The organism is Vibrio sp. A2-1, assembly GCF_021728355.1.
GTDB lineage: Bacteria > Pseudomonadota > Gammaproteobacteria > Enterobacterales > Vibrionaceae > Vibrio > Vibrio splendidus_K.
This window is the reverse complement of the sequence record NZ_JAKKCO010000001.1, coordinates 668,936-691,259: the sequence shown is the minus strand read 5'-3', so window position 1 is coordinate 691,259 and position 22,324 is coordinate 668,936. Positions and strand designations below refer to the sequence as shown.

Sequence of the window (22,324 nt, the reverse complement as noted above, 5' to 3'; positions counted from 1 at the left end):
TTACCTCTCATCGAAAGCATCTTCGATGGCTGACATCACTGGCTTCGCTGCGTATTCGATCACACGACGCGAGCCTGTTTTTACATCGGCGGTAAATTCCATATAAGGTGATAATTTGTATTGAGTGCCTCCTCGTTCAAGAAAGTTTCGGTCAATTTCAATCTCTGCCAAATAGAATTCAGCGTCTTCTTCTTCATAAGACGAGCGGCTGATTGAGGCGATGGTTCCCTCAACAAATCCATATTTTGCGAAGTTATAGGTATCCATTTTTACTTTTACCGCTTGGCCAATTTCAACAAACCCCATGTCTTTACGTGGGATCTTCGCTTCACCGTGTAGGGAGTTATTGATTGGCGCAATATCGGCGATGCTCTCGCCGGGTGGAATTACCGCAGAGCGGAAGTTGAAGTGTAATTTGTCCACCACACCATCTACTGGCGAGTAGACGATTAAGCGGTCAACCTTGTCGGAATGCTGTGGTTGTAGGATCCGTTTCAGTTTGAGATCTTTATTGGCCTGAATGATTTGCGCTTGGTACTCGGAGTTTCGATTCTCAACCAAGTCACGGTGTTGCTTTTCCAGTTTGTCGAGCTGAAAACGTTCATTCATGACCGACTCATCAAGGTTCTCAATCTCACGCACCATATTGGATTCTTGTACTTTCATGTTGAGAACGTCGACATACGACGCCATCTCTTCTTTATAAAGTGTGTTTTTAATGTTGAGTTGTTTGCGAATGAGCGATAGTTGGTTCTCTGAGCTTTTACGACGCTTAAGCATCGACCTAATCAGAGAGTTTTTGTGTTTAATATCATGGGTAATGAGCTCTTCGTTGGAGCGGTTTTTAGAAAACTCTTGTTGCCACGTATTCATGTTGACCTGAACTTGTTCTGGGAACTTTTCGATATAAGAAGCAAAGTTTGGTTCGATCATGTCGCGCAAGCTTTCATAACGAATCTTGTCGAGTTCCAACTGAATGATTTCGGTGTTCACGGTATCGAGTTGGGTGTTGCGGTCGAGTGAGCGGATTCGGGCAATAGGTTGACCTTCATATACAACTTCCCCTTTTCTGACTAACAGCTCTTCTAAAATGCCGCCTTCTAAGTGTTGAACCTTCTCAACGTCAGATTCCAACAGCAGCTCACCACGCACAGAAACGACAATGTCGATGCGCGCCTGTGACGCCACGGCGATAGCGACCAAAGCGAGCAGGAATATGATGAGCAAGGTTTTATGAACGCTGGTCATAGCACTCGCAAGTACGATGGTGTCATCTGCCGTCACCTTCGAAGCCTCGTTATTAGAAACGAGTGCTTTTCTGAGGTGGTGCTCTATTTGGTTATTACTCATGACCTACCTCGATGACTTGTCATCGACCACTTCCTTAATATCCAGCAAGTGATTGATTTGTCGATTGACGTTTTGTAGTTCAGTTTTTACATCCTCTAAAAGCGCTTCCGGCGCAGGGAATTCGTGTTTACTCAAATGTTCCAACTTGGCCATTTTGGGCGGCAGGTCTTGGTCGCATAACAAAGTTAAGATGGTTTTCAATTTTTTAGAGTAGTTGTTGAGTTCATCAAAACGATTCCCTTTATGAAGCATCTCTATGTTCATAGGTGCGTCCGAAAAGTCCTTATAAAAGTCGCCTAGCAGCAATTGCAGCCCTTTGTGGTTGTTGTCGATTGAACGCAACAAATTCGTCATGTCTATCATCATTCCACTGCCTTAATTGCTTTAATCACAATAACTAAGGATCTTTAAAGGCAGTTTTCAAATTTTTTTTGATTCTTTATGTATAAAAAGAAAAATATGAAAAATGTTGTATAAAAACTTGGTTTTTCAAAATGGTGTCCTTTAATGCCTCTAAATACGATCAGTTAGCTAGTAGCAACGGAGGCTGTAATGGCAGGCGAAAATAACCAAAACAACCAAAATGAAGATCTAAATGATGCGGTAGAACAAACGGACACGAATGACGCGGGTACGCCCTCCCAACAGCAGAATCAACAAAATCAACAAAATACGATTGCGTCGACAATAGCGACGGGTGCTGAAAACACGGATGCGGCCGACGAGGTTAATCAGGCTTTAGAAGACAACCCGAGTGGCGCAGGTAATTCTGAAGATGCGTCGGCTTCTGGTGCGGCTGTTCAAGACGAGACGCCAGAAAGCGATGGAGATTCAGATACCGCTCAATCTAATGTAGTCGACAGTGTGGCTTCTGAAGGAGGAAGTACTGAAGGCGCATCCGGAAGTGGTGCTGGGGATTCTGGTGCAGGCGCACAGGCAGTAGGAGGCGGTGGTGCAGCCGGATCTGAAGGGGGAGTTGATGCAGAGGGCAATCAAGCCCAAGGTCAAGCAGTACAAACTTCAGCAGCATCAAGCTCTTCAACAGATTCTGAAGGGTCACAAGGTGGTGATAATCTAGACTCCGAAACCGCAGAAGAAACGTTTGCAGTCGATGTTCAGGACCAAAGCGGTGAAGCAACGAATCAAGTAAAAGAAGATTTTGATTCTGAAACGACGAGTGAAACTTTCCAAATCAATGTAGAAAGTGAAAATGACGCGCCAGAAGCAGAACAAGATCTGGCTTACATCATGGATGAAGATGGCTCCATAACATTCACTCAAGAACAATTACTCGAATACGCAAGTGATGTAGATGGAGACGAATTGGTTGCCTCTAACGTTCAAGTTGGTGCTGATGCAACAGTTCAAGACAATGGTGATGGTACTTTCACAGTAGTTCCTTCAGTTGACTTCAATGGTGAACTTGACCTTACTTTCGACATCAGTGACGGCCAAGAAACGATTAGCAGCGCAATTGATTTAACGGTTCGTCCTATTAATGACGCACCTGTACCAGAAGATAAAACCTTTGAAATAGAAGAAGACGGCACGCTTGTTTTCACTGATGCAGACCTACTAACCGGTGCAACGGACATTGAAGGCGATAACCTAACTGTTGAAGGTGTGACCTACGATGGTGGCGACGGTATTCTTACCGACAACGGCAATGGCACGTACACCTTTGCGCCAAACGAGAACTTCAACGGCGATGTAAACTTCGGCTTCGATGTGTCTGACGGTACCGATACGGTAGCGGCAAACATCGATGTAAGCGTAACAGCAGTCGATGATGCACCAGTATCTGGCGACCTTGCTTACTCAGTGGACGAAGACGGTTCGATTCGTTTAAGCCAAGAACAGCTTTTATCGCAAGCATCAGATGTTGAAGGCGATGACCTGACGGCCAGCGACTTAACGGTTGGTGGTGATGCAACGGTTGTTGCTAACGATGATGGCAGTTTCACCATCACGCCAGATGAGAACTTCAATGGTGACATCGATATCAGCTTTGATATCTCAGATGGCACTAACACGGTTCAAGCTTCTGCCGATTTAACCGTTAACCCAATCAATGACTTGCCAGTACCTCAAGATCAACAGTTTAGCGTGGAAGAAGATGGCACACTCATCTTCAGCGATGCCGACCTATTAACAGGTGCTACTGACATCGAAGGTGACAACCTGACTGTTGAAGGTGTGACTTACGATGGCGGCGACGGCATTCTTACTGACAACGGTAATGGTACTTACACCTTTGCGCCGAATGAAAACTTCAATGGCGATGTAAACTTCGGTTTTGATGTGTCAGATGGTACCGGTACGGTGTCTGCAAACATTGATGTGAGTGTTACGGCGGTTGATGATGCGCCTGTATCGGGTGACCTAGCGTACTCAATCGATGAAGATGGTTCGATTCGTCTAAGTCAAGAGCAATTGCTTTCTCAAGCATCTGACGTAGAGGGCGATGACCTTACGGCCAGCGGCCTAACGGTTGGTGGTGATGCAACGGTTGTAGCTAACGATGACGGCAGCTTCACGATTACGCCAGATGAGAACTTCAACGGTGACATAGATATCAGTTTCGATATCTCAGATGGTACCAATACCGTTCAAGCTTCAGCAGACCTAACGGTTAACCCAGTTAATGACCTGCCAGTCCCTCAAGATCAACAGTTCAGCGTGGAAGAAGATGGCACGCTCATCTTTACTGATGCAGACCTGTTAACAGGCGCAACGGACATCGAAGGTGACAACCTAACGGTTGAAGGTGTGACCTACGACGGTGGCGACGGTATTCTTACTGACAACGGTAATGGTACTTACACCTTTGCTCCAAACGAAAACTTCAATGGCGATGTAAACTTCGGTTTTGATGTGTCAGATGGTACCGATACGGTGTCTGCAAACATTGATGTGAGTGTTACGGCGGTTGATGATGCGCCAGTGTCTGGTGACCTAGCGTACTCAATCGACGAAGATGGCTCGATTCGTCTAAGCCAAGAGCAGTTGCTTTCTCAAGCATCTGACGTGGAAGGCGATGATCTTACTGCTAGCGGCCTAACGGTTGGCGGTGATGCAACAGTCGTTGCTAACGATGACGGCAGTTTCACCATCACGCCAGATGAGAACTTCAATGGTGACATCGATATCAGCTTCGATATCTCAGATGGCTCTAATACGGTTCAAGCATCGGCTGACCTAACCGTTAATCCAGTTAACGACCTGCCAGTTCCTCAAGATCAACAATTCAGTATTACAGAAGACGGTACGCTGCAATTTACAGATGCCGACTTACTTACCGGTGCCACCGATATTGATGGCGATGACTTAACCGTTGAAAGTATTAGCTATACAGGTGGGGATGGCGTACTGACCGACCACGGTGATGGTACTTATACCTTTGCGCCAAATGAAAACTTCAATGGCGATGTTAACTTCAGCTTCGACGTGTCTGATGGCACAGAAACAGTCAGCGCTAACATTGATGTGAGTGTAACGCCTGAAAATGATCCGCCAGTTGCGGGTTCAACCTCGTACATGGTCAACGAAGACAATGCCATCACAATTTCTGATGAACAGTTGCTAGCAAACTCTTCTGACGTTGAAGGTGCCGTGTCGGTTGACAGCGTCACTTATAGCGGCACAGATGGTGTGTTCCAAGATAATGGTGACGGCAGTTACACCTTCCTTCCTAATGAAAACTTCAGTGGCGATATCAGCCTTGACGTTATTGTTGCCGATGAAGACGGTTCGATTGATGAAACCACTGCGGGTATCACTGTTCTAGAAGTGAATGATCCACCGGTTGCGGGTCCAACGTCATACACCATTGATGAAGATTCGGTTCTGACGTTCAGTGAATCTCAGATTCTTGTGAACGCTTCGGATGTCGAAGGCGATGTAGAACTTGTTGGCATTAACTACGATGGCTCGGACGGTATCTTCACTGTAAATGGTGATGGTACATGCAGCTTTGCACCCAATGAAAACTTTAATGGTCAGGTTCAACTGGGTGTGACCATTCAAGATGAAGATGGCGCAACGGTTGAAACACACATTAACGTTGATGTATTGCCAATCAATGATGCGCCAGTATCGGGTGATTTGGCTTACACCATCAACGAAGATAGCTCCATCACGCTAAGCCAAGAGCAATTGCTAGCAAGAGCAGGTGATATCGATAGCGACAACTTAGAAGCTATCAATCTATCTACTGATGAAAATGCGACCATCCAACACAATGATGATGGCAGCTACACCATCACACCGAACGCAGATTACAACGGTGACCTAGATCTGAACTTCGATATCATCGACAACGATGGTGGTTCAGTTCAAGTTGGCCTAGACATTACCGTGAATCCGGTTAATGACTTGCCACAAGCGCAAGATCAACAGTTCACGATTGAAGAAGACGGTACCTTACTCTTCACCGATGCTGACCTGCTTGCAGGCGCGTCAGATATTGATGGTGACGAGCTGTCGATTGAAAACGTGCTCTACACAGGTGCAGATGGTGTTCTTAGCGATAATGGCGACGGCACATACAGCTTTGCACCAAACGAGAACTTCAATGGTGATGTTCAATTCTCATTCGATGTCTCTGACGGTACTGATTCAACATCAGCTGTTATTGATGTCAGCGTAACGCCTGAGAATGATCCACCGGTAGCGGGCTCGACATCTTACACAGTTCAAGAAGATGGCCAAATCACGATCAGTGATGAGCAACTATTGGCAAACTCTTCCGATGTAGAAGGCGATGTATCACTGTCAGGAGTATCGTACTCCGGTGATGACGGCTCTTTTGTTGATAATGGCAATGGTACTTACACCTTTACGCCAAATGAAAACTTCGATGGTGATATTTCACTAGACGTTGTTGTCGTTGACGAAGACGGTGCAACCGCAACTACAACCGCTGGCATCGATGTTATTGCTGTGAATGACGGCCCTGAAACATCTGGCATTCAGGCAGAGGTAGACGAAGATAATTCCATCACTATTACTCAAGAGCAGCTGCTTGCAAACGCAACCGATGTTGAAGGTGATGAGTTAACGGCAACTAACCTACAAACCAACGATCCAGATGCGACAATTGTTACTAATGACGATGGTTCATTCACCATTACGCACACAGAAAACTTCAATGGCGTGTTGGATTTCACATACAGCATCAGTGATGGTGAGAATGAAGTTCTGACGACACTCGACTTGACGGTTAATCCTGTCAACGATGCGCCGGAAGCGGACGATGAAATATTCATCCAAGCGCAAGAAGACCAAACCGTTGGTGTGACACTTCGTGAAGAACCAGCACTACGTTTAGACCAAGCGCCAGAAAACGGCATCATTGAAGCGAATGTGAATGACGAATGGGTGGTACTGGAAGTAGGACAAGAAGTTCCTGCAGATACCGAAGTCCGCTTTGTTCCAAGCGAAGATGCTCTTGCTGAAGGTACACACACCACACAAATCGGTACGTTTGACGATAACGCGAGTGTGGATGATTGGGGTACAGAAGTTGACCCTTATACGCGTGAGTTCTCAGATGGTGACTTAACGGTAACCGTTCAAAGTAACGATGACCCTCTTGGTGCCTGGAATGGTAACACCCACATTGGTCACGGACTTGGTGATACCGACCGTCAAGGCCTGAGTGGTGATGAGAAACTGACTGTTTCGGTTGAAGGTCAAGACATCAATGAAATCAGTTTCCACCTAGATGGTTTGGGTGGTTGGTTCATGGAAGAGTCTCGTCATTTTACAGAAGTCGAAATCAAAGCGTTCAATGAGGATGGCGACCTAATTGACTCGATGACTTACCACAAAGAAGACCGTGGTACTTTCGAGACAGATTACACGCTGACGGTTGATCAACCAGTGTCTTACTTTGAGCTTGGTACCGTGCAAGGTAATGGTACTTACGTCGTTCAAAACATGACAGTGTCACAAACTTGTCATGATGAAGCTGTGTTTACATCGATTGGTGTAGATGGCTCAGAGATTACTGAAACGGTTGAGTTGAATATCCATGCGGGTGACAACGAAATCGAGTTAACGGCTGATCTTCCGAATATTACTGTCGATACCGATGGTTCTGCCCAGTTTGCTTCGGTTGTAATTACCGAAGAGCAACTACTGGCGCAAGCATCTGATATTGATGGTGACGACCTTGATATTGAAAATCTAGAGCTAGTGGGTGAAAACTCAGAGCATGCAACACTCACCGATAATGGTGATGGCACTTGGACGGTAACACCGGATGAAAACTTCTACGGTGAAATCGAACTTGGTTACCAAGTTACCGATGGTGAGCTGACAGACAGCAATATCATCAACATCAACTTCGAATCAGCAAATGATGCGCCAATCGTTTCTGGCCCGATTGTTCTATCGACAGATGAAGATGAAGGTATCACGTTCAGTGCAGATGACTTGCTAGCGAACACCACAGATGTGGAAGGCGATACGCTGTCTATTTCTGACATCACTTACGGTGGTGATAACGGTGACTTGGTCGACAACGGCGATGGTACGTTTACCTTCATGCCGAATGAAAACTTCAATGGTGAAATCGACATCGACTACAAGGTGTTTGATGGTACTGATGAAGTTGCAACGCATTTAGACCTAACCGTTGTACCGGTCAATGATGTGCCGGTTCCGGGCGAACCATTGCATACCCAAATGCTTGAAAATGGATCTATGATCATCGAAGCGAAAGACTTATTGTCTGGTGCGACCGATGTTGATGGCGACATTCTTCATGTTGAAAACCTATTACTTGCAGACCAAACGCAAGGTACGTTAACGGATAACGGTGATAATACCTTTACCTTCGAACCTGCAGAAGACTTCTACGGTGAAGTTAATCTGACTTTTGATATCAGTGATGGCCAAGCAAGCGCACCAAGCACTGCAAGAGTTGACGTTGAAATTATCAATGAAGGCCCAGAGGTTAGTGGCCCAATTGAAGCCACTGTTGATGAAGATGGTTCAATCACTATTACTCAAGAGGATCTGTTAGCGAATGCAACCGATGTGGATGGCGATAACCTTGAAGCGGTTAACTTTGCGACCAACGATCCAAATGCGGTTGTTGTAGAAAACCCAGACGGTAGCTTCACGATTACACCAAGTGCAGATTTCTTTGGTGAGATTGAATTTACTTACGATGTCACTGACGCAATCGAAACTGTTGCCGCTGACCTCAACTTAACCGTAAATCCAATCAACGATGCGCCAGACGTTCCAGACATGTCTTTCACTACGGAAGATGGTCAAGCGATTACTATTACCGAAGCTGAGTTACTGGCACAGGCGACAGACGTTGAAGGTGATGAACTGTCAGTTGTGAATGTGACGAGCGCAAGCGACACGATAGAAGTCACAGACAATGGCGATGGAACATACACATTAACACCAGAGCAGGGCTTCTTCGGTAATGTCGACTTAGCGTTTGATGTGAGCGATGGCACTGACGTGGTTGCCGCAAACATTGACCTAAAAGTTGAGTTCGTCAATGATACGCCAGAAGCGACGCCAATGGTTGCAGATATCGACGAAGATGGTTCAATTCTCGTTACGCAAGAGATGTTGTTGGAAAACGCGAGCGATCAAGATGGTGATGAGCTGTTTGCGAGTGCGCTGGAAACCAACGATCCAAACGCCACCATCGTAAATAATGGTGATGGCACGTATACAGTGACGCCTTCGGAAAACTTCAATGGTGATATCGCATTCACTTATGAGGTGAGCGACGGTGAGCTGAGCACGTCTAATGACATGACATTGACCGTGAATCCGGTGAATGACATTCCAATCGTTGCTCCAGGCATGTACCACATTGAAGAGGATGGCAGCATCCTGTTCACTCAAGAAGATCTGTTGAGTGGTGCGATTGATATTGATGGCGACGACTTAAGCGTTACTAGCATCAATTACTCTGGTGATGAAGGCACAGTCACCGATAACGGCGATGGCACGTTCAGCTTCGTTCCTGAAGAGCACTTTAGTGGAGATCTACAGTTCAGTTTTACAGTTACCGATGGCACAACTGAAGTAGAACAAGACCTCAATGTTCACATTGAAGCGGTCGCAGATGCGCCGGATCTTGTGATTACCGATAGCGATGGCGTTAACGTCGATGACCAAGCGATTTTGGTTGAGCCAGGCGGCATTGTTGAACTGAATATTGCAGCGGCGCTTGTCGACCAAGACTTGTCTGAAACACTTACCGTAACTGTAGATGGTGTGCCAGAAGGTTCGGTTATTCAATACGATAACGAAGGCGTTCTGAATGACCAAGAGAACGGCATCACCAGTTACAACGACACTGAAATTACAGTAACGTTTGAAGGTGAAACTGCGGGATACCAAAACGCAGCGGGTTACTACAAAGTCGATGAAGACGGCAACATCACGGGTGTTGAAGTTGTCTATGAAAATGCATCACAAGTTGGTGGCGGTGGTGACCTTGTTCCAGGACAAGACCAGTTCAGCTTCCAAGTTGAAGAAGGTGAAAGTTTCAACCTGTTCTTGATTCCAAACGGGCATCAGCACAATGACTTTGACGCGATGCAGGAAGGTCAGTACGAGTTCCGTGCAGCGGATGGTTCGCCTGCAAACATGGATACGGTTGATCCTCAACTTGTATTTGTTGCTACCGATGGAACTGAAACTGTAGTTCAAGGGCAGAATGGTGACGCGATCTTCCATGGTGGTTCAAGCTCTCAGCTAAACCAAGATGGTATCGAACATACGCGCACGACGGTTAATGAAGACGGCGAGCTGGTTTACGGATTTGAAGATTTGTATGGTGGCGGTGATGCTGACTATTCAGACTTCAACTTCACAATCGATGTCGGTGAAGTGAACAGCCAAATCTACAGTGGTGAAGTGACGGTTGGTCCTGATGGTACGGTGAACCTACCAACAACGGCTATCGAAAATGCACTACAAATCCAGTTACCAGAAGACTTCAACGAACAGCTTGAAGTTCATGTAACAGCAACCGCAACAGAGCTATCGAATGATGATTCTGAAACGGTCTCTCAAACCATCTACATTAACGCGACTGGCGCCCACATTGAACATGCACCTGAAGCACTTCCTGTTGCTGCAACTGTGGAAGAAGATGGTTCTATCATCATTACGCAAGAAGACTTGTTAGCTAATGCTCGCGATTTAGATGGCGATCAGCTGACCGCTCTGAATTTAGCAACTGATGATGAGAGCGTTACGATTACCGATAACGGTGATGGTACTTACACATTAACGCCAGATGCTGACTTCAACGGTGATGTTAACTTCACATTTGATGTATCGGATGGTGATGATGTTGTTTCTACCAATCTTGAGTTAACCGTTTCACCAGTGAATGATGGCCCAGAAGCACAAGACCAGACATTCACCGTCGGTGAAGACGGCGTGTTAACGTTCAATGACCAAGACCTATTAACGGGTGCAACGGACATTGAAGGGGACGACCTAAGTGTTGAAGGTGTGACTTACACTGGCGCAGACGGTGTTCTCACAGATAACGGCGATGGCACATATAGTTTTGCGCCAAACGAAAACTTCAATGGCGATGTAAATTTCTCGTTCAATGTATCAGATGGTACCGATACGGTAACCGCTAACATTGATGTCAGCGTGACGCCAGAGAATGATCCTCCAGTGGCGGGTAGCACGTCTTACACCGTTCATGAAGACAACTCCATTACGATCAGTAACGAACAGCTATTAGCGAACTCTTCGGATATCGAAGGAGAGGTGGCAATTGATAGCGTCACCTACGGTGGCAGTGATGGTGTGTTGGAAATCAACGGCAACGGTACTTATACCTTCTCTCCAAACGAAAACTTCAATGGCGAAGTTAGCCTCGATGTGGTTGTTGTGGATGAAGATGATGCTGCCGTATCGACTACCGCAGGTATTACAGTCCTTGAGGTAAACGACCCTCCTGTGGCTGGTCCAACGTCATACACTATCGATGAAGATTCTGTACTGACCTTCAATGAGACTCAAGTTCTATTGAACGCATCTGATATCGAAGGTGATGTACAACTCGTCGAGATTAACTACGATGGCCCTGACGGCATCTTCTCCATCAATGGTGACGGCACATGTAGCTTAGCACCGAATGAAAACTTCAACGGCCAAGTACAGTTGGATGTGACCATTCAAGATGAAGACGGCGATCAAGTTGATACTCATATTACGGTTGATGTTTTACCAATCAATGATGTTCCAGTATCGGGAGGCTTGGCATACAGCGTAGAGGAAGACGGTTCAATTACCTTGAGCCAAGAGCAACTTCTTTCTCAAGCTAGCGATGTAGACGGAGACGACCTTACTGCTTCTAACTTAATTGTTGATGGAGACGCGACAGTCGTTGCTAACGATGATGGTAGCTTTACCATTACACCAGATGCGAACTTCAATGGCGACATTGACCTAACGTTCGACATTAGCGACGGTACCGATACGCTGGTTGCGACGGCTGACCTCACCGTTAATCCAGTTAATGACCTTCCACAACCTCAAGATCAAACGTTCAGCATTGGCGAAGACGGCATCTTGAACTTCACAGATGAAGACTTGCTAACAGGTGCTACCGATATCGATGGGGATGACCTATCGGTTGAAGGCGTTACTTACACAGGGGCTGATGGGGTTCTTACTGATAATGGCGACGGAAGCTACAGCTTTGCGCCAAACGAGAACTTCAATGGTGATGTGAACTTCAGTTTTGATGTATCAGATGGTACCGATACGGTTCAAGCCAATATTGATGTGAGCGTGACACCAGAGAACGATCCACCGGTTGCGGGTAGTACGTCTTACACGGTTCATGAAGACAACTCGATTACCATTAGCAACGAACAGTTACTCGCTAACTCTTCAGATATTGAAGGTGAAGTGGCGATTGATAGTGTGGCTTACACCGGTGCCGATGGTGTATTCGAAGACAACGGAAACGGTACGTATACCTTCTCGCCAAACGAAAATTTCAATGGCGAAGTTAGTCTAGATGTTGTTGTGACCGATGAAGACGGTGCAACTGAAGCAACGACAGCTGGAATTACTGTACTTGAGGTGAACGATCCACCAATTGCGGGTTCAACCAGTTACTCAGTCAACGAAGACGAAGTCATCACCATCAGTTCAGAGCAACTGTTGGCGAATGCTTCAGACATCGAAGGTGAAGTGGCGATTGATAGCGTTAACTACACCGGCTCAGACGGTATATTTACCGATAATGGTGATGGCACATTTAGCTTCGCACCAAACGCTAACTTCGATGGCGATGTAAGCCTTGATGTTGTCGTGACTGATGAAGATAGCGCAACCGTAGCGACCAACGCAAGCATTGATGTTCTGCCTGTTAACGATGCTCCGGTATCAGGTGACTTGGCATACAGCGTTGATGAAGATGGTTCGATTACCTTGAGCCAAGAGCAATTACTTGCTCAAGCTGGTGACATTGACGGGGATGACCTAACAGCGGCCAATCTAACCGTTGGTGGTGATGCGACCGTCACTGCAAACGATGATGGTAGTTTCACTATCACGCCAGATGCTAACTTCAATGGCGACATTGATTTGAACTTCGACATTACCGATGGTGATGCGACGCTTCAAGCAACGGCTGATCTTACCGTTAACCCTGTCAATGACTTGCCAACTGTCGGTGAGCCACAGTTTGTGACTCAAGAAGACACGAGCTTTACCTTTACAGAAGAGCAACTGCTGCAAAATGCAGGTGACATTGATGGCGACAACTTGTCGGTTGAAAATGTCGCTTCTGACAGCGGTTCTTTGGTTGATAATGGCGATGGTACTTACACATTCGCACCGAATGAAAACTTTGACGGCAATGTGAATGTGACGTTCGACGTGAATGACGGTACAGCGACAGTACCAGCAGAAGCGACGATTGATGTTCAATCTGTGGTTGATATGCCTGAGCTGTCGATTGCCTCTGACTTGGTGATTGCTTCAGATAACTTCGAGTCTGGCTCAAATGGCTGGAATGCGGGTACTGAAAGCTCACAAGGCTTTGAGTCGGGTGACATGCTGGGTCGCATTGGTCGCATTGGTGGCACTGGTGGCGATGAAGCGGTCAGTAAAACTTACGACATTCCAAGTGATGTGAGTGAAGTGAATATCTCATTCAGCTTCTACGAAATTGATTCTTGGGATGGTGAGTCGTTCCAAATCTTTGTAGGCGGCGAAGAGCTTACCTCGCTAGATAATTCTGCGTTCCGTACCGAAGATGGCACGACAACGTTGTACGATTCAGCTGGCAATGAAGTGGGTGAAGTCGTCCATGGTGTATCGCAAGGTGAAGGCTTCAGTGGTTGGAATGACCAAGCACACCAAATCAACCTAACGGTACCCGTTGAAGACGGCCAACTTGAATTAGGCTTCGGTTCAACCTTGAACCAAAGCGTGAGTGATGAGTCATTTGGTATCGACAACATTGAAATCACAGTGTCTGACGCGGATTACCAAATCATTGGTACCGAAGATACGCCAGTACCACTGGATATTGATGCGGCACTAACGGATACGGATGGTTCAGAAAACCTCGCTATCTTGATCGAAGATGTGCCGGAAGGAAGCTCGCTTTCTGCAGGTACGGATAACGGTGATGGCTCATGGTCACTGCAACCAGGAGAACTAGAAGGGCTAGAGTTTATTCCTTCAGGTGACTTCAATGGTGATGTGGTACTAACCGTTAAAGCGACATCGACTGATGTTGATACAGGCACCACTGCAACGGCAACACAAGATGTGACGATTCATATCTCTCCAGCAAATGATGCTCCAGAAGTTGATGGGGATATCAGTGCAGTCACTGCCGAAGACAATAGCATCACGCTAACGCAAGAACAGCTGCTAGAACACGCTGTCGATATTGATGGTGATGACCTATCAGCAATCAACCTAACCACCAATGATGAAAATGCCACCATTGAAATGAACGACGATGGTAGCTTCACCATTACCCCAAGTGAAAACTTCAACGGTAATATCGAATTTAGTTACGATGTCACCGATGGAGAAGAGATGGTGGCAGCCGGTCTAGACTTGACAGTAACGCCAGTCAATGACGCGCCAGAGCCACAAGATCAAGCATTCACTATTGGTGAGGATGGTGTTCTTAACTTCACGGACACTGACTTGTTAACTGGCGCAACCGATGTTGAAGGAGACGACCTAACAGTAGAAGGTGTGACTTACACGGGTGCGGACGGTGTTCTTACTGACAATGGCGACGGCAGCTACAGCTTTGCACCAAACGAGAACTTCAATGGCGATGTGAACTTCAGTTTTGATGTGTCAGATGGCACGGACACGGTTCAAGCCAATATTGATGTGAGCGTAACGCCGGAGAACGACCCTCCAGTGGCGGGTAGTACGTCTTACACGGTTCATGAAGACAACTCGATTACTATCAGTAACGAACAGCTATTAGCTAACTCTTCAGATATTGAAGGTGAAGTGGCGATTGATAGTGTGGCTTACACCGGTGCCGATGGTGTATTTGAAGACAACGGTAACGGTACGTATACCTTCTCGCCAAACGAAAACTTCAATGGCGAAGTGAGTCTAGACGTTGTTGTGACCGATGAAGATGGTGCAACCGAACCAACGACAGCTGGAATTACTGTACTTGAGGTTAACGATCCTCCAATTGCGGGTTCAACCAGTTACTCCGTTAACGAAGATGAAGTCATCACCATCAGTTCAGAGCAACTGTTGGCGAACGCTTCAGATATCGAAGGTGAAGTAGCGATTGATAGCGTGAACTACACAGGCGCTGACGGTATCTTTACTGACAACGGTAACGGCACATTCAGCTTTGCACCTAATGCAAACTTCGATGGCGATGTTAGCCTCGATGTCGTGGTGACTGATGAAGACGGTGCGACAGTAGCCACCAGCGCAAGTATTGATGTCTTGCCAATTAACGATCCACCGGTATCAGGTGACTTGGCGTACAGCATTGATGAAGATGGCTCGATCATTCTGACTCAAGAGCAATTGCTGTCTCAAGCTTCTGATGTGGATGGTGATGACCTTACGGCAAGCAACTTAAGTGCGGGCGATAATGCGACAGTCGTAGATAACGGTGATGGTACCTTTACGGTGACACCAGACGCCGATTTCAACGGTAATATCGACCTAAGCTTTGATATTTCGGATGGTACAGAGTCAATTGTGGCAAACGCCGATCTGACGGTAAACCCAGTTAATGACTTGCCAACGACATCTGATGTTTACGCGAACGTTGATGAAGATAATGTCATCACTATCACGCAGGAGCAGTTACTAGCGAATGCCGCTGATATTGAAGGTGATGATCTTGTCGCTTCCGACTTAACCTTGGTGGGAGATGATGCAACGATTGTCGATAATGGCGATGGCACATTCTCTATCACTCCAAGCGAAAACTTCAATGGCTACATCGATGTGGCTTACAGTATCAGCGATGGTGACACACCGATTGCGGCTAACTTAGGTTTGACGGTTGATCCAGTTAATGATGCGCCAATTGTTTCTGCTGATGTTGCGATAACCATTGAAGAAGATGGTTCGTACACCATTACTCAAGAAGAACTCCTACAATTCGCGACTGACATCGAAGACGATGACATGACCGCAATTATCGGAGAGCAGGGCGATGAAACGACCGTAACCGGTACGGTGCTGGATGCTGAAACGGGTAGCCCAGTCGTTGGTGCAGACGTCACAATGACCGATAACGCCGGTCACTCATACACCACGGTAACAGACCAATCTGGTCACTACTCTGTGAGTGGCCCTGTTGTTGACCAAGGTACCGTTACTATTGAACAAGAAGGCTCTATTACCAGCAGCTTCCTTGTACCAGCAGGTGAAGATACTAATGGTGGCGTGACTGCAATATCTGAAGTCCTTGAAGAAACAGATATGCGTATCGTCGTGACCTGGGGTGAGAGCCCTCGTGATATGGATAATCACCTATGGCTTTACGATACAGAGTCTGGCAATGAGCTAGACCATATCTACTACCGCGATATGAGCCATGACCTTGGTGAAGGCAATGTCGTCCAACAAGATGTTGATGACACAAATGGCGGTGGCCCTGAAACCATCACTATTCCAAATTATCAAGATGCTGACATGCACTATTCAGTACACAATTACACCAACAGAAGTTGGGATGTAGATGGTGTTGAAGATGTGCAGGTTCAGGTGTTTGTTGGCGATACTTTGGTTGAGACCTTTACCCCAGACTTGCCTGACAATCCAACGGGTGAGCATTGGCATGTGTTTGATATCGTTAATGGTGTTGTGGTTCCAAGCCAAGATGTGGGCAGCGAGAATGCGTTTGATTTACCAACGGCAGAAGAAGCGCTCGCGAATGAAAACGGCATTGATATCTCTGAGTTGCTAACGGGTGATGAAGATGGAGACTCTGGTGAAACGGGTGGTAACGAACCAAGTGTTGGTGACATCTCAATTGAGAACGCGCTTATCACTGACAATGGTGACGGCACTTACACCATCACTCCTGAAGAGAACTTCAATGGTGAATTCTCGATTAGCTATAACGTGGACGATGGCAACGGTGGGATTACTCCAGCAGAACTAGACGTTACCGTTACAGCAGTTAACGACCTTTCTGTTATTTACGACCACGACTACACCATTAATGAAGATGGGTCGTTGATCTTTACCGATGAACAGCTATTGGCTGGTGCAACGGATATTGATGGCGAGAACCTTTCTGTCGAATCGGTTAATTACGAAGGTACCGACGGTGTGTTCACGGATAATGGCGATGGTACTTATACCTTTGCTCCAAACGAGAACTTCAATGGTAACGTTGACCTAACTTACGATGTCAGTGACGGTACCGATGTTGTATCGGCAAACATTGATGTGCAAGTTGTCCCAATTAATGACGTACCGGTTGCTGGAACCACCGCTTACAGTGTTGAAGAGGATGGCAGCATAACCCTAAGCGATGCACAACTTCTGACGAACAGCTCGGATGTTGAAGGGGAAGTGTTTGTTAGCGATGTAAGCTACAGCGGCACAGATGGTGTGTTCACTGACAATGGTAATGGCACTTACACCTTCTCGCCAAACGAAAACTTTAACGGCGACATCAGTCTTGATGTGTCCGTTATGGATGAAGATGGCGCAACGGCCGAAACCACAGCCGGTATTGATGTCATAGCAGTAAATGACTTACCAGTAGCGGGTTCTACGGCTTACAGTGTCGACGAAGACAACGTCATTATACTATCTGACGCACAACTTCTGGCAAACAGTTCAGACATTGAAGGTGATGTATCCGTAAGTGATGTTTCGTACTCGGGTACAGACGGCATCTTTACCGACAATGGTGATGGTACATACAGCTTTGCACCAAATGAAAACTTCAACGGCAATGTCAGCCTAGATGTAACCGTTGCTGATGAAGACGGTGCAACCGCGCAAACGACGGCGGGTATTGATGTTATCGCCGTCAACGATGCTCCAGTATCTGGCGACTTGGCTTACTCAGTGGATGAAGATGGTTCAATCACGCTAAGCCAAGAACAATTGCTAGCTCAAGCATCGGATGTGGACGGCGATGACCTTACCGCAGCTAACCTATCTGCAGGCGACAATGCAACCGTAACAGCAAATGAAGATGGTTCATTTACTATCATGCCGGATGCTGATTTCAACGGCGACATTGACCTAAGCTTCGATGTTTCAGATGGCCTTGAAACCGTTCAAGCAGGCGTTGACCTAACGGTTAACCCAGTGAACGACTTGCCTACGGCTGAAGATCAAAACTTCACCGTTGAGGAAGACGGAACGCTAACCTTCACTGATGAGGATCTGTTAGCAGGTGCAGCGGACATTGATGGTGATGAGCTTTCCGTTGCTGATGTGTCTTACACTGGCGCAGAGGGTGTGTTCACCGACAATGGCGATGGCACTTACACCTTTGCACCGAACGAGAACTTCAACGGTGACGTAAGTCTGGACTTCTCAGTATCTGACGGTACAGAGACGGTTGATGCAAACATCGACGTAACGGTAACCGACGTTAACGATGCACCAGTGGCAGGCGCAACGTCTTACCAAATGAACGAAGATGGCACCATCACATTGAGCCCTGAGCAGTTGATTGCGAATAGCTCCGATGTAGATGGTGAAGTATCACTTGATAGCGTGAGTTACTCGGGTCCAGACGGCATCTTGGTTCAAAACCAAGATGGTTCAGTCACGTTTGCTCCAAATGAAAACTTTAACGGCGACATCAACCTTGATGTGACGGTTATTGATGACGATGGCGCAACGGCTGCAACAACGGCTGGTATTGAAGTGATTGCCGTCAACGACGCACCAGTAGCAGGAAACGTGGCTTACTCGGTTGATGAAGATGGTTCAATTACGCTGTCTCAAGAACAGTTGTTGGCGAACGCTTCCGATGTTGATGGTGATGCCCTGACCGCAAGCAACCTATCTGTAGGTGACAATGCAACCGTAACAGCAAACGATGATGGTTCATTTACTATCATGCCGGATTCTGATTTCAACGGTGACATTGACCTAAGCTTCGATGTGTCAGATGGCCTTGAAACTGTTCAAGCTGGCGTCGACCTAACGGTTAACCCAGTGAATGACTTACCAACGGCTGCTGACCAAAGCTTTACCGTTGAGGAAGATGGTACGTTAACCTTCACTGACGCTGACCTATTAGCAGGCGCTGCAGATATTGATGGTGATGACCTGTCTATCACGGATGTGTCTTACACGGGCGCAGAGGGTGTGTTCACCGATAACGGTGATGGCACTTACAGCTTTGCTCCGAACGAAAACTTCAATGGCGATGTAAACCTTGGCTTCACAGTGACTGATGGCACTGAGACAGTCGATGCCAATATTGATGTGACGGTAACGGATGTTAACGATGCGCCGGTTGCGGGTTCAACGTCTTACCAAATGAACGAAGATGGCACCATCACAATTAGCCCTGAACAGCTAATTGCTAATAGCTCGGACGTTGATGGTGAAGTGTCGCTTGAAAGTGTGACTTACTCAGGCTCTGACGGCACCTTAGTTCAAAACGATAATGGGTCTGTGACTTTCACGCCGAGTGAGAACTTTAACGGTGATATTAACCTGGATGTGGTCGTAACCGATGATGACGGTGCAACTTCAACAACAACGGCAGGTATCGAAGTTCTGGCTGTGAACGATGGACCTGAATCTGAGGAAGTGAAACTAACCACAGCCGAAGACAGCACCATTCTTATCACACAAGACATGTTGTTAGCTCAAGCTACCGACATCGATAACACCGCAGATGAATTGTCTGCTTCTGGTCTACAAATCGACCCTAGCTTGGGTGAGTTGCTAGACAACGAAGATGGTACTTGGTCATTCACGCCAAACGAAAACTTCAATGGCGATGTGCCGATGACGTTCAACGTTAGCGATGGCCAAGAGACAATTTCAGTCAACGGCAACATCGATGTCACGCCAGTGAATGATGCACCTGAAGCACCAATGATTCAGATGCAAGGTGAAGAAGATGTGGTCATGGTGATTGACCCAGCTTACATCGCGGATCAAGTTACAGATCTTGATGGTGATGAGATCAGCATTGAGAGCATCACAGTTCGAGCTCCAGCGAATGCGACCTTAACTCAGCAACCAGACGGCATGTATCATTTAGTGACTACGCAAGACTTCAATGGCTTGGTAGAACTGGGTTATCAAGCTACTGACGGCGAAGAAGTGGTTGATGGTTCGCTGAATGTGGATGTCATTCCGGTTAACGACGCACCATTCAACGTCGGTAACGCAATGATGACCACAGACGAAGATGGCGCGTTCACCTTCGATGCTGGTGACTTGATGAACTTGTTCGGCGACATTGATACCGCTGACCTTGTTGTTTCACGCATTATCACCGCAGACGGTGAAGATGGCGGAGAAGTAACAGACAACGGCGATGGAACTTGGACATTCACACCAACGGGCGACTTTGCAGGCGTTTCTGACCTACAAGTGGTCGTGAGTGACGGTGAGTTCGAAACGGTTCTTGATGTTCCTGTGTTTGTCCGTCCAGTCGCAGATGGTGCGGTTATTTCAACTGATCATGACGGTCCGTTAGTCTTCGGTGAAGATGAAACCGGTCACTTAGGGTTGAACGTTGGCCTAGTCGATGATTCAGAAACACTAAGTAACTTGGTGATGACAGGTTTCCCTGTTGGGTTCGAGGTGACGGATGGTGTGAATACTGTGATGATCACCGAGCCGGGTCAATACATCGACCTGTTTGACTGGGATATCTCAAACATTCAAATGACGCCTCCTGAAGACTTCCATGGTGAGTTCTTCGTAACCGTAAGTGCAACAACAGTCGATTATGGAGATGAGCCAGAAGCGTTTGATGATGGTATCGATTCAGGTGATTTCGAAACTGTAGCGGGTGATTCCATCATCCTAACAGCGGACGACCTAATCGGATTGGCTGAGAATGTGGATGCAGACAGCGATGATGAAGTGAAACTGGTTCATCTTGCCGACCGCAGCCAAGGTGAGATTGTCGATAATGGCGATGGCACTTGGACGTTCACACCAGCACCAGGCTTTACGGGCGAAGCAGACATTGCATACGTAGTTGATAAAGATGGCGTGCTTCATGATGAGCAAACTGGCGTAGTCGTGAAAGAAGGCGACTCGCAAGACAATGCAGCACCAGAAGTTAACAGTATCACAACGACGGAAATCGCAGCGGATGCCACTTTATCGTTCACTGATGAAGACATGTTAGCGAACCTGAGCGATGCAGAAGGCGATAGCTTGAGCATTGAATCAGTAAGCTTGATGGAAGGTCAGGGCGTAATAGAGAGCGATAACCAAGGTAACTATCAATTCACTCCTGCTGAAGACTACACCGGCGATGTTCAAGTTGGGTTTATAGCGACCGATGGCGAAAATCGCATCGAAAGCTTCTTCAATGTGGATATCCAAGGCGGAGATGAAGCAGCGGCGAGTGAAGGTTATGCCTTAGCTGATGATGGTTCACTAACTATCACGGATGCACAGCTGGTGGATGAGTTGGGCGTGAGTGATTCTGCACAAGTTGTTGATGTTGCAGACGCGAACGATGCTGGCTTCTTTGCCGAATCAGGTGAAGGTGAGTGGACTTACTGGCCGAACGAAGACTTCGATAGCAACTTAGCGATGAATGTTGAAGTTAACGACGGCGGTGAAGTATCAAGTCATAGCTTAAGCATCCAAGTTGAAGATGATTCAGTACAAAGTGATGAACCACAAGTCCAAGCTGCTCAAGCAACAGAAGAGCAACAAGTGGAAGTGGCTCAACAAGCTGATGACCAAGCTCAAGATGCTGAAACTGAAGACAGTACAGCAGATGTAACCGCGGCACCGGGTGATACCATCTCTATCTCGATTCCAGATGAGGTAAGTGGTAACGAATCGGTTGATTACGCTGATATGTCTGGTCTACCTGAGGGCGCTACTGTGAGCAACGCACTGGATAACGGTGATGGTAGCTTCACAATCAGTGGCAACCTAGAGCAGCCTGTATCCGTTGAACTTCCAGAAGGTTATGAAGGTACTAGTGAAATCCAATTCCAAGGTTACGACGAATTGGGTGGATCAATTGACGGCGCAAGCGGTTCTGTTGAAGTTGAGGTCGATGATCAATACACCATGCAAGGTTCTACCCAAGAGCAGCAACCGGACATGGCGGGTATGGAATCTGGTGGAAGCGACTGGACAAGTTCAGGAGGTCAAGACCAAGGTGTTGACTTCACGGACGACTCTGGAAGCTTCGATTCAGATTCTCAAACTGGTACCGATCAAGGCAACGACTTCGACCAAAGCTCGATTTAATCGAGAAGGCTTAGTTTTAGTCTGAACCGACATTTAGTCT

General features: G+C 46.9%; 3 protein-coding genes. 1 reads left to right on the top strand and 2 read right to left on the bottom strand.

The window, feature by feature from the left end; genetic code table 11:
- The gene (locus tag L3V33_RS02915) at positions 1–1,350 is read right to left on the bottom strand and encodes an HlyD family type I secretion periplasmic adaptor subunit (protein WP_237288932.1); all 1,350 of its coding nucleotides are present in this window, start codon (positions 1,348–1,350) and stop codon (positions 1–3) included.
- 3 nt (positions 1,351–1,353) lie between these two features.
- Entirely contained in the window at positions 1,354–1,716 is a 363-nt protein-coding gene (locus tag L3V33_RS02910) for a hypothetical protein (protein ID WP_016799356.1), read from the bottom strand.
- A 186-nt stretch (positions 1,717–1,902) separates the two neighbouring features.
- Here L3V33_RS02910 and L3V33_RS02905 point away from each other — a divergent pair, with 186 nt between their 5' ends.
- Entirely contained in the window at positions 1,903–22,284 is a 20,382-nt protein-coding gene (locus tag L3V33_RS02905) for a tandem-95 repeat protein (RefSeq protein WP_237288931.1), read from the top strand.
- Positions 22,285–22,324: the final 40 nt, after the last annotated feature.

Coding starts and splice junctions, on each gene's coding strand:
- L3V33_RS02910 (WP_016799356.1), bottom strand. CDS start 1,716: ATGATGATAGACATGACGAATTTGTTGCGTTCAATCGACAACAACCAC.
- L3V33_RS02905 (WP_237288931.1), top strand. CDS start 1,903: ATGGCAGGCGAAAATAACCAAAACAACCAAAATGAAGATCTAAATGAT.
- L3V33_RS02915 (WP_237288932.1), bottom strand. CDS start 1,350: ATGAGTAATAACCAAATAGAGCACCACCTCAGAAAAGCACTCGTTTCT.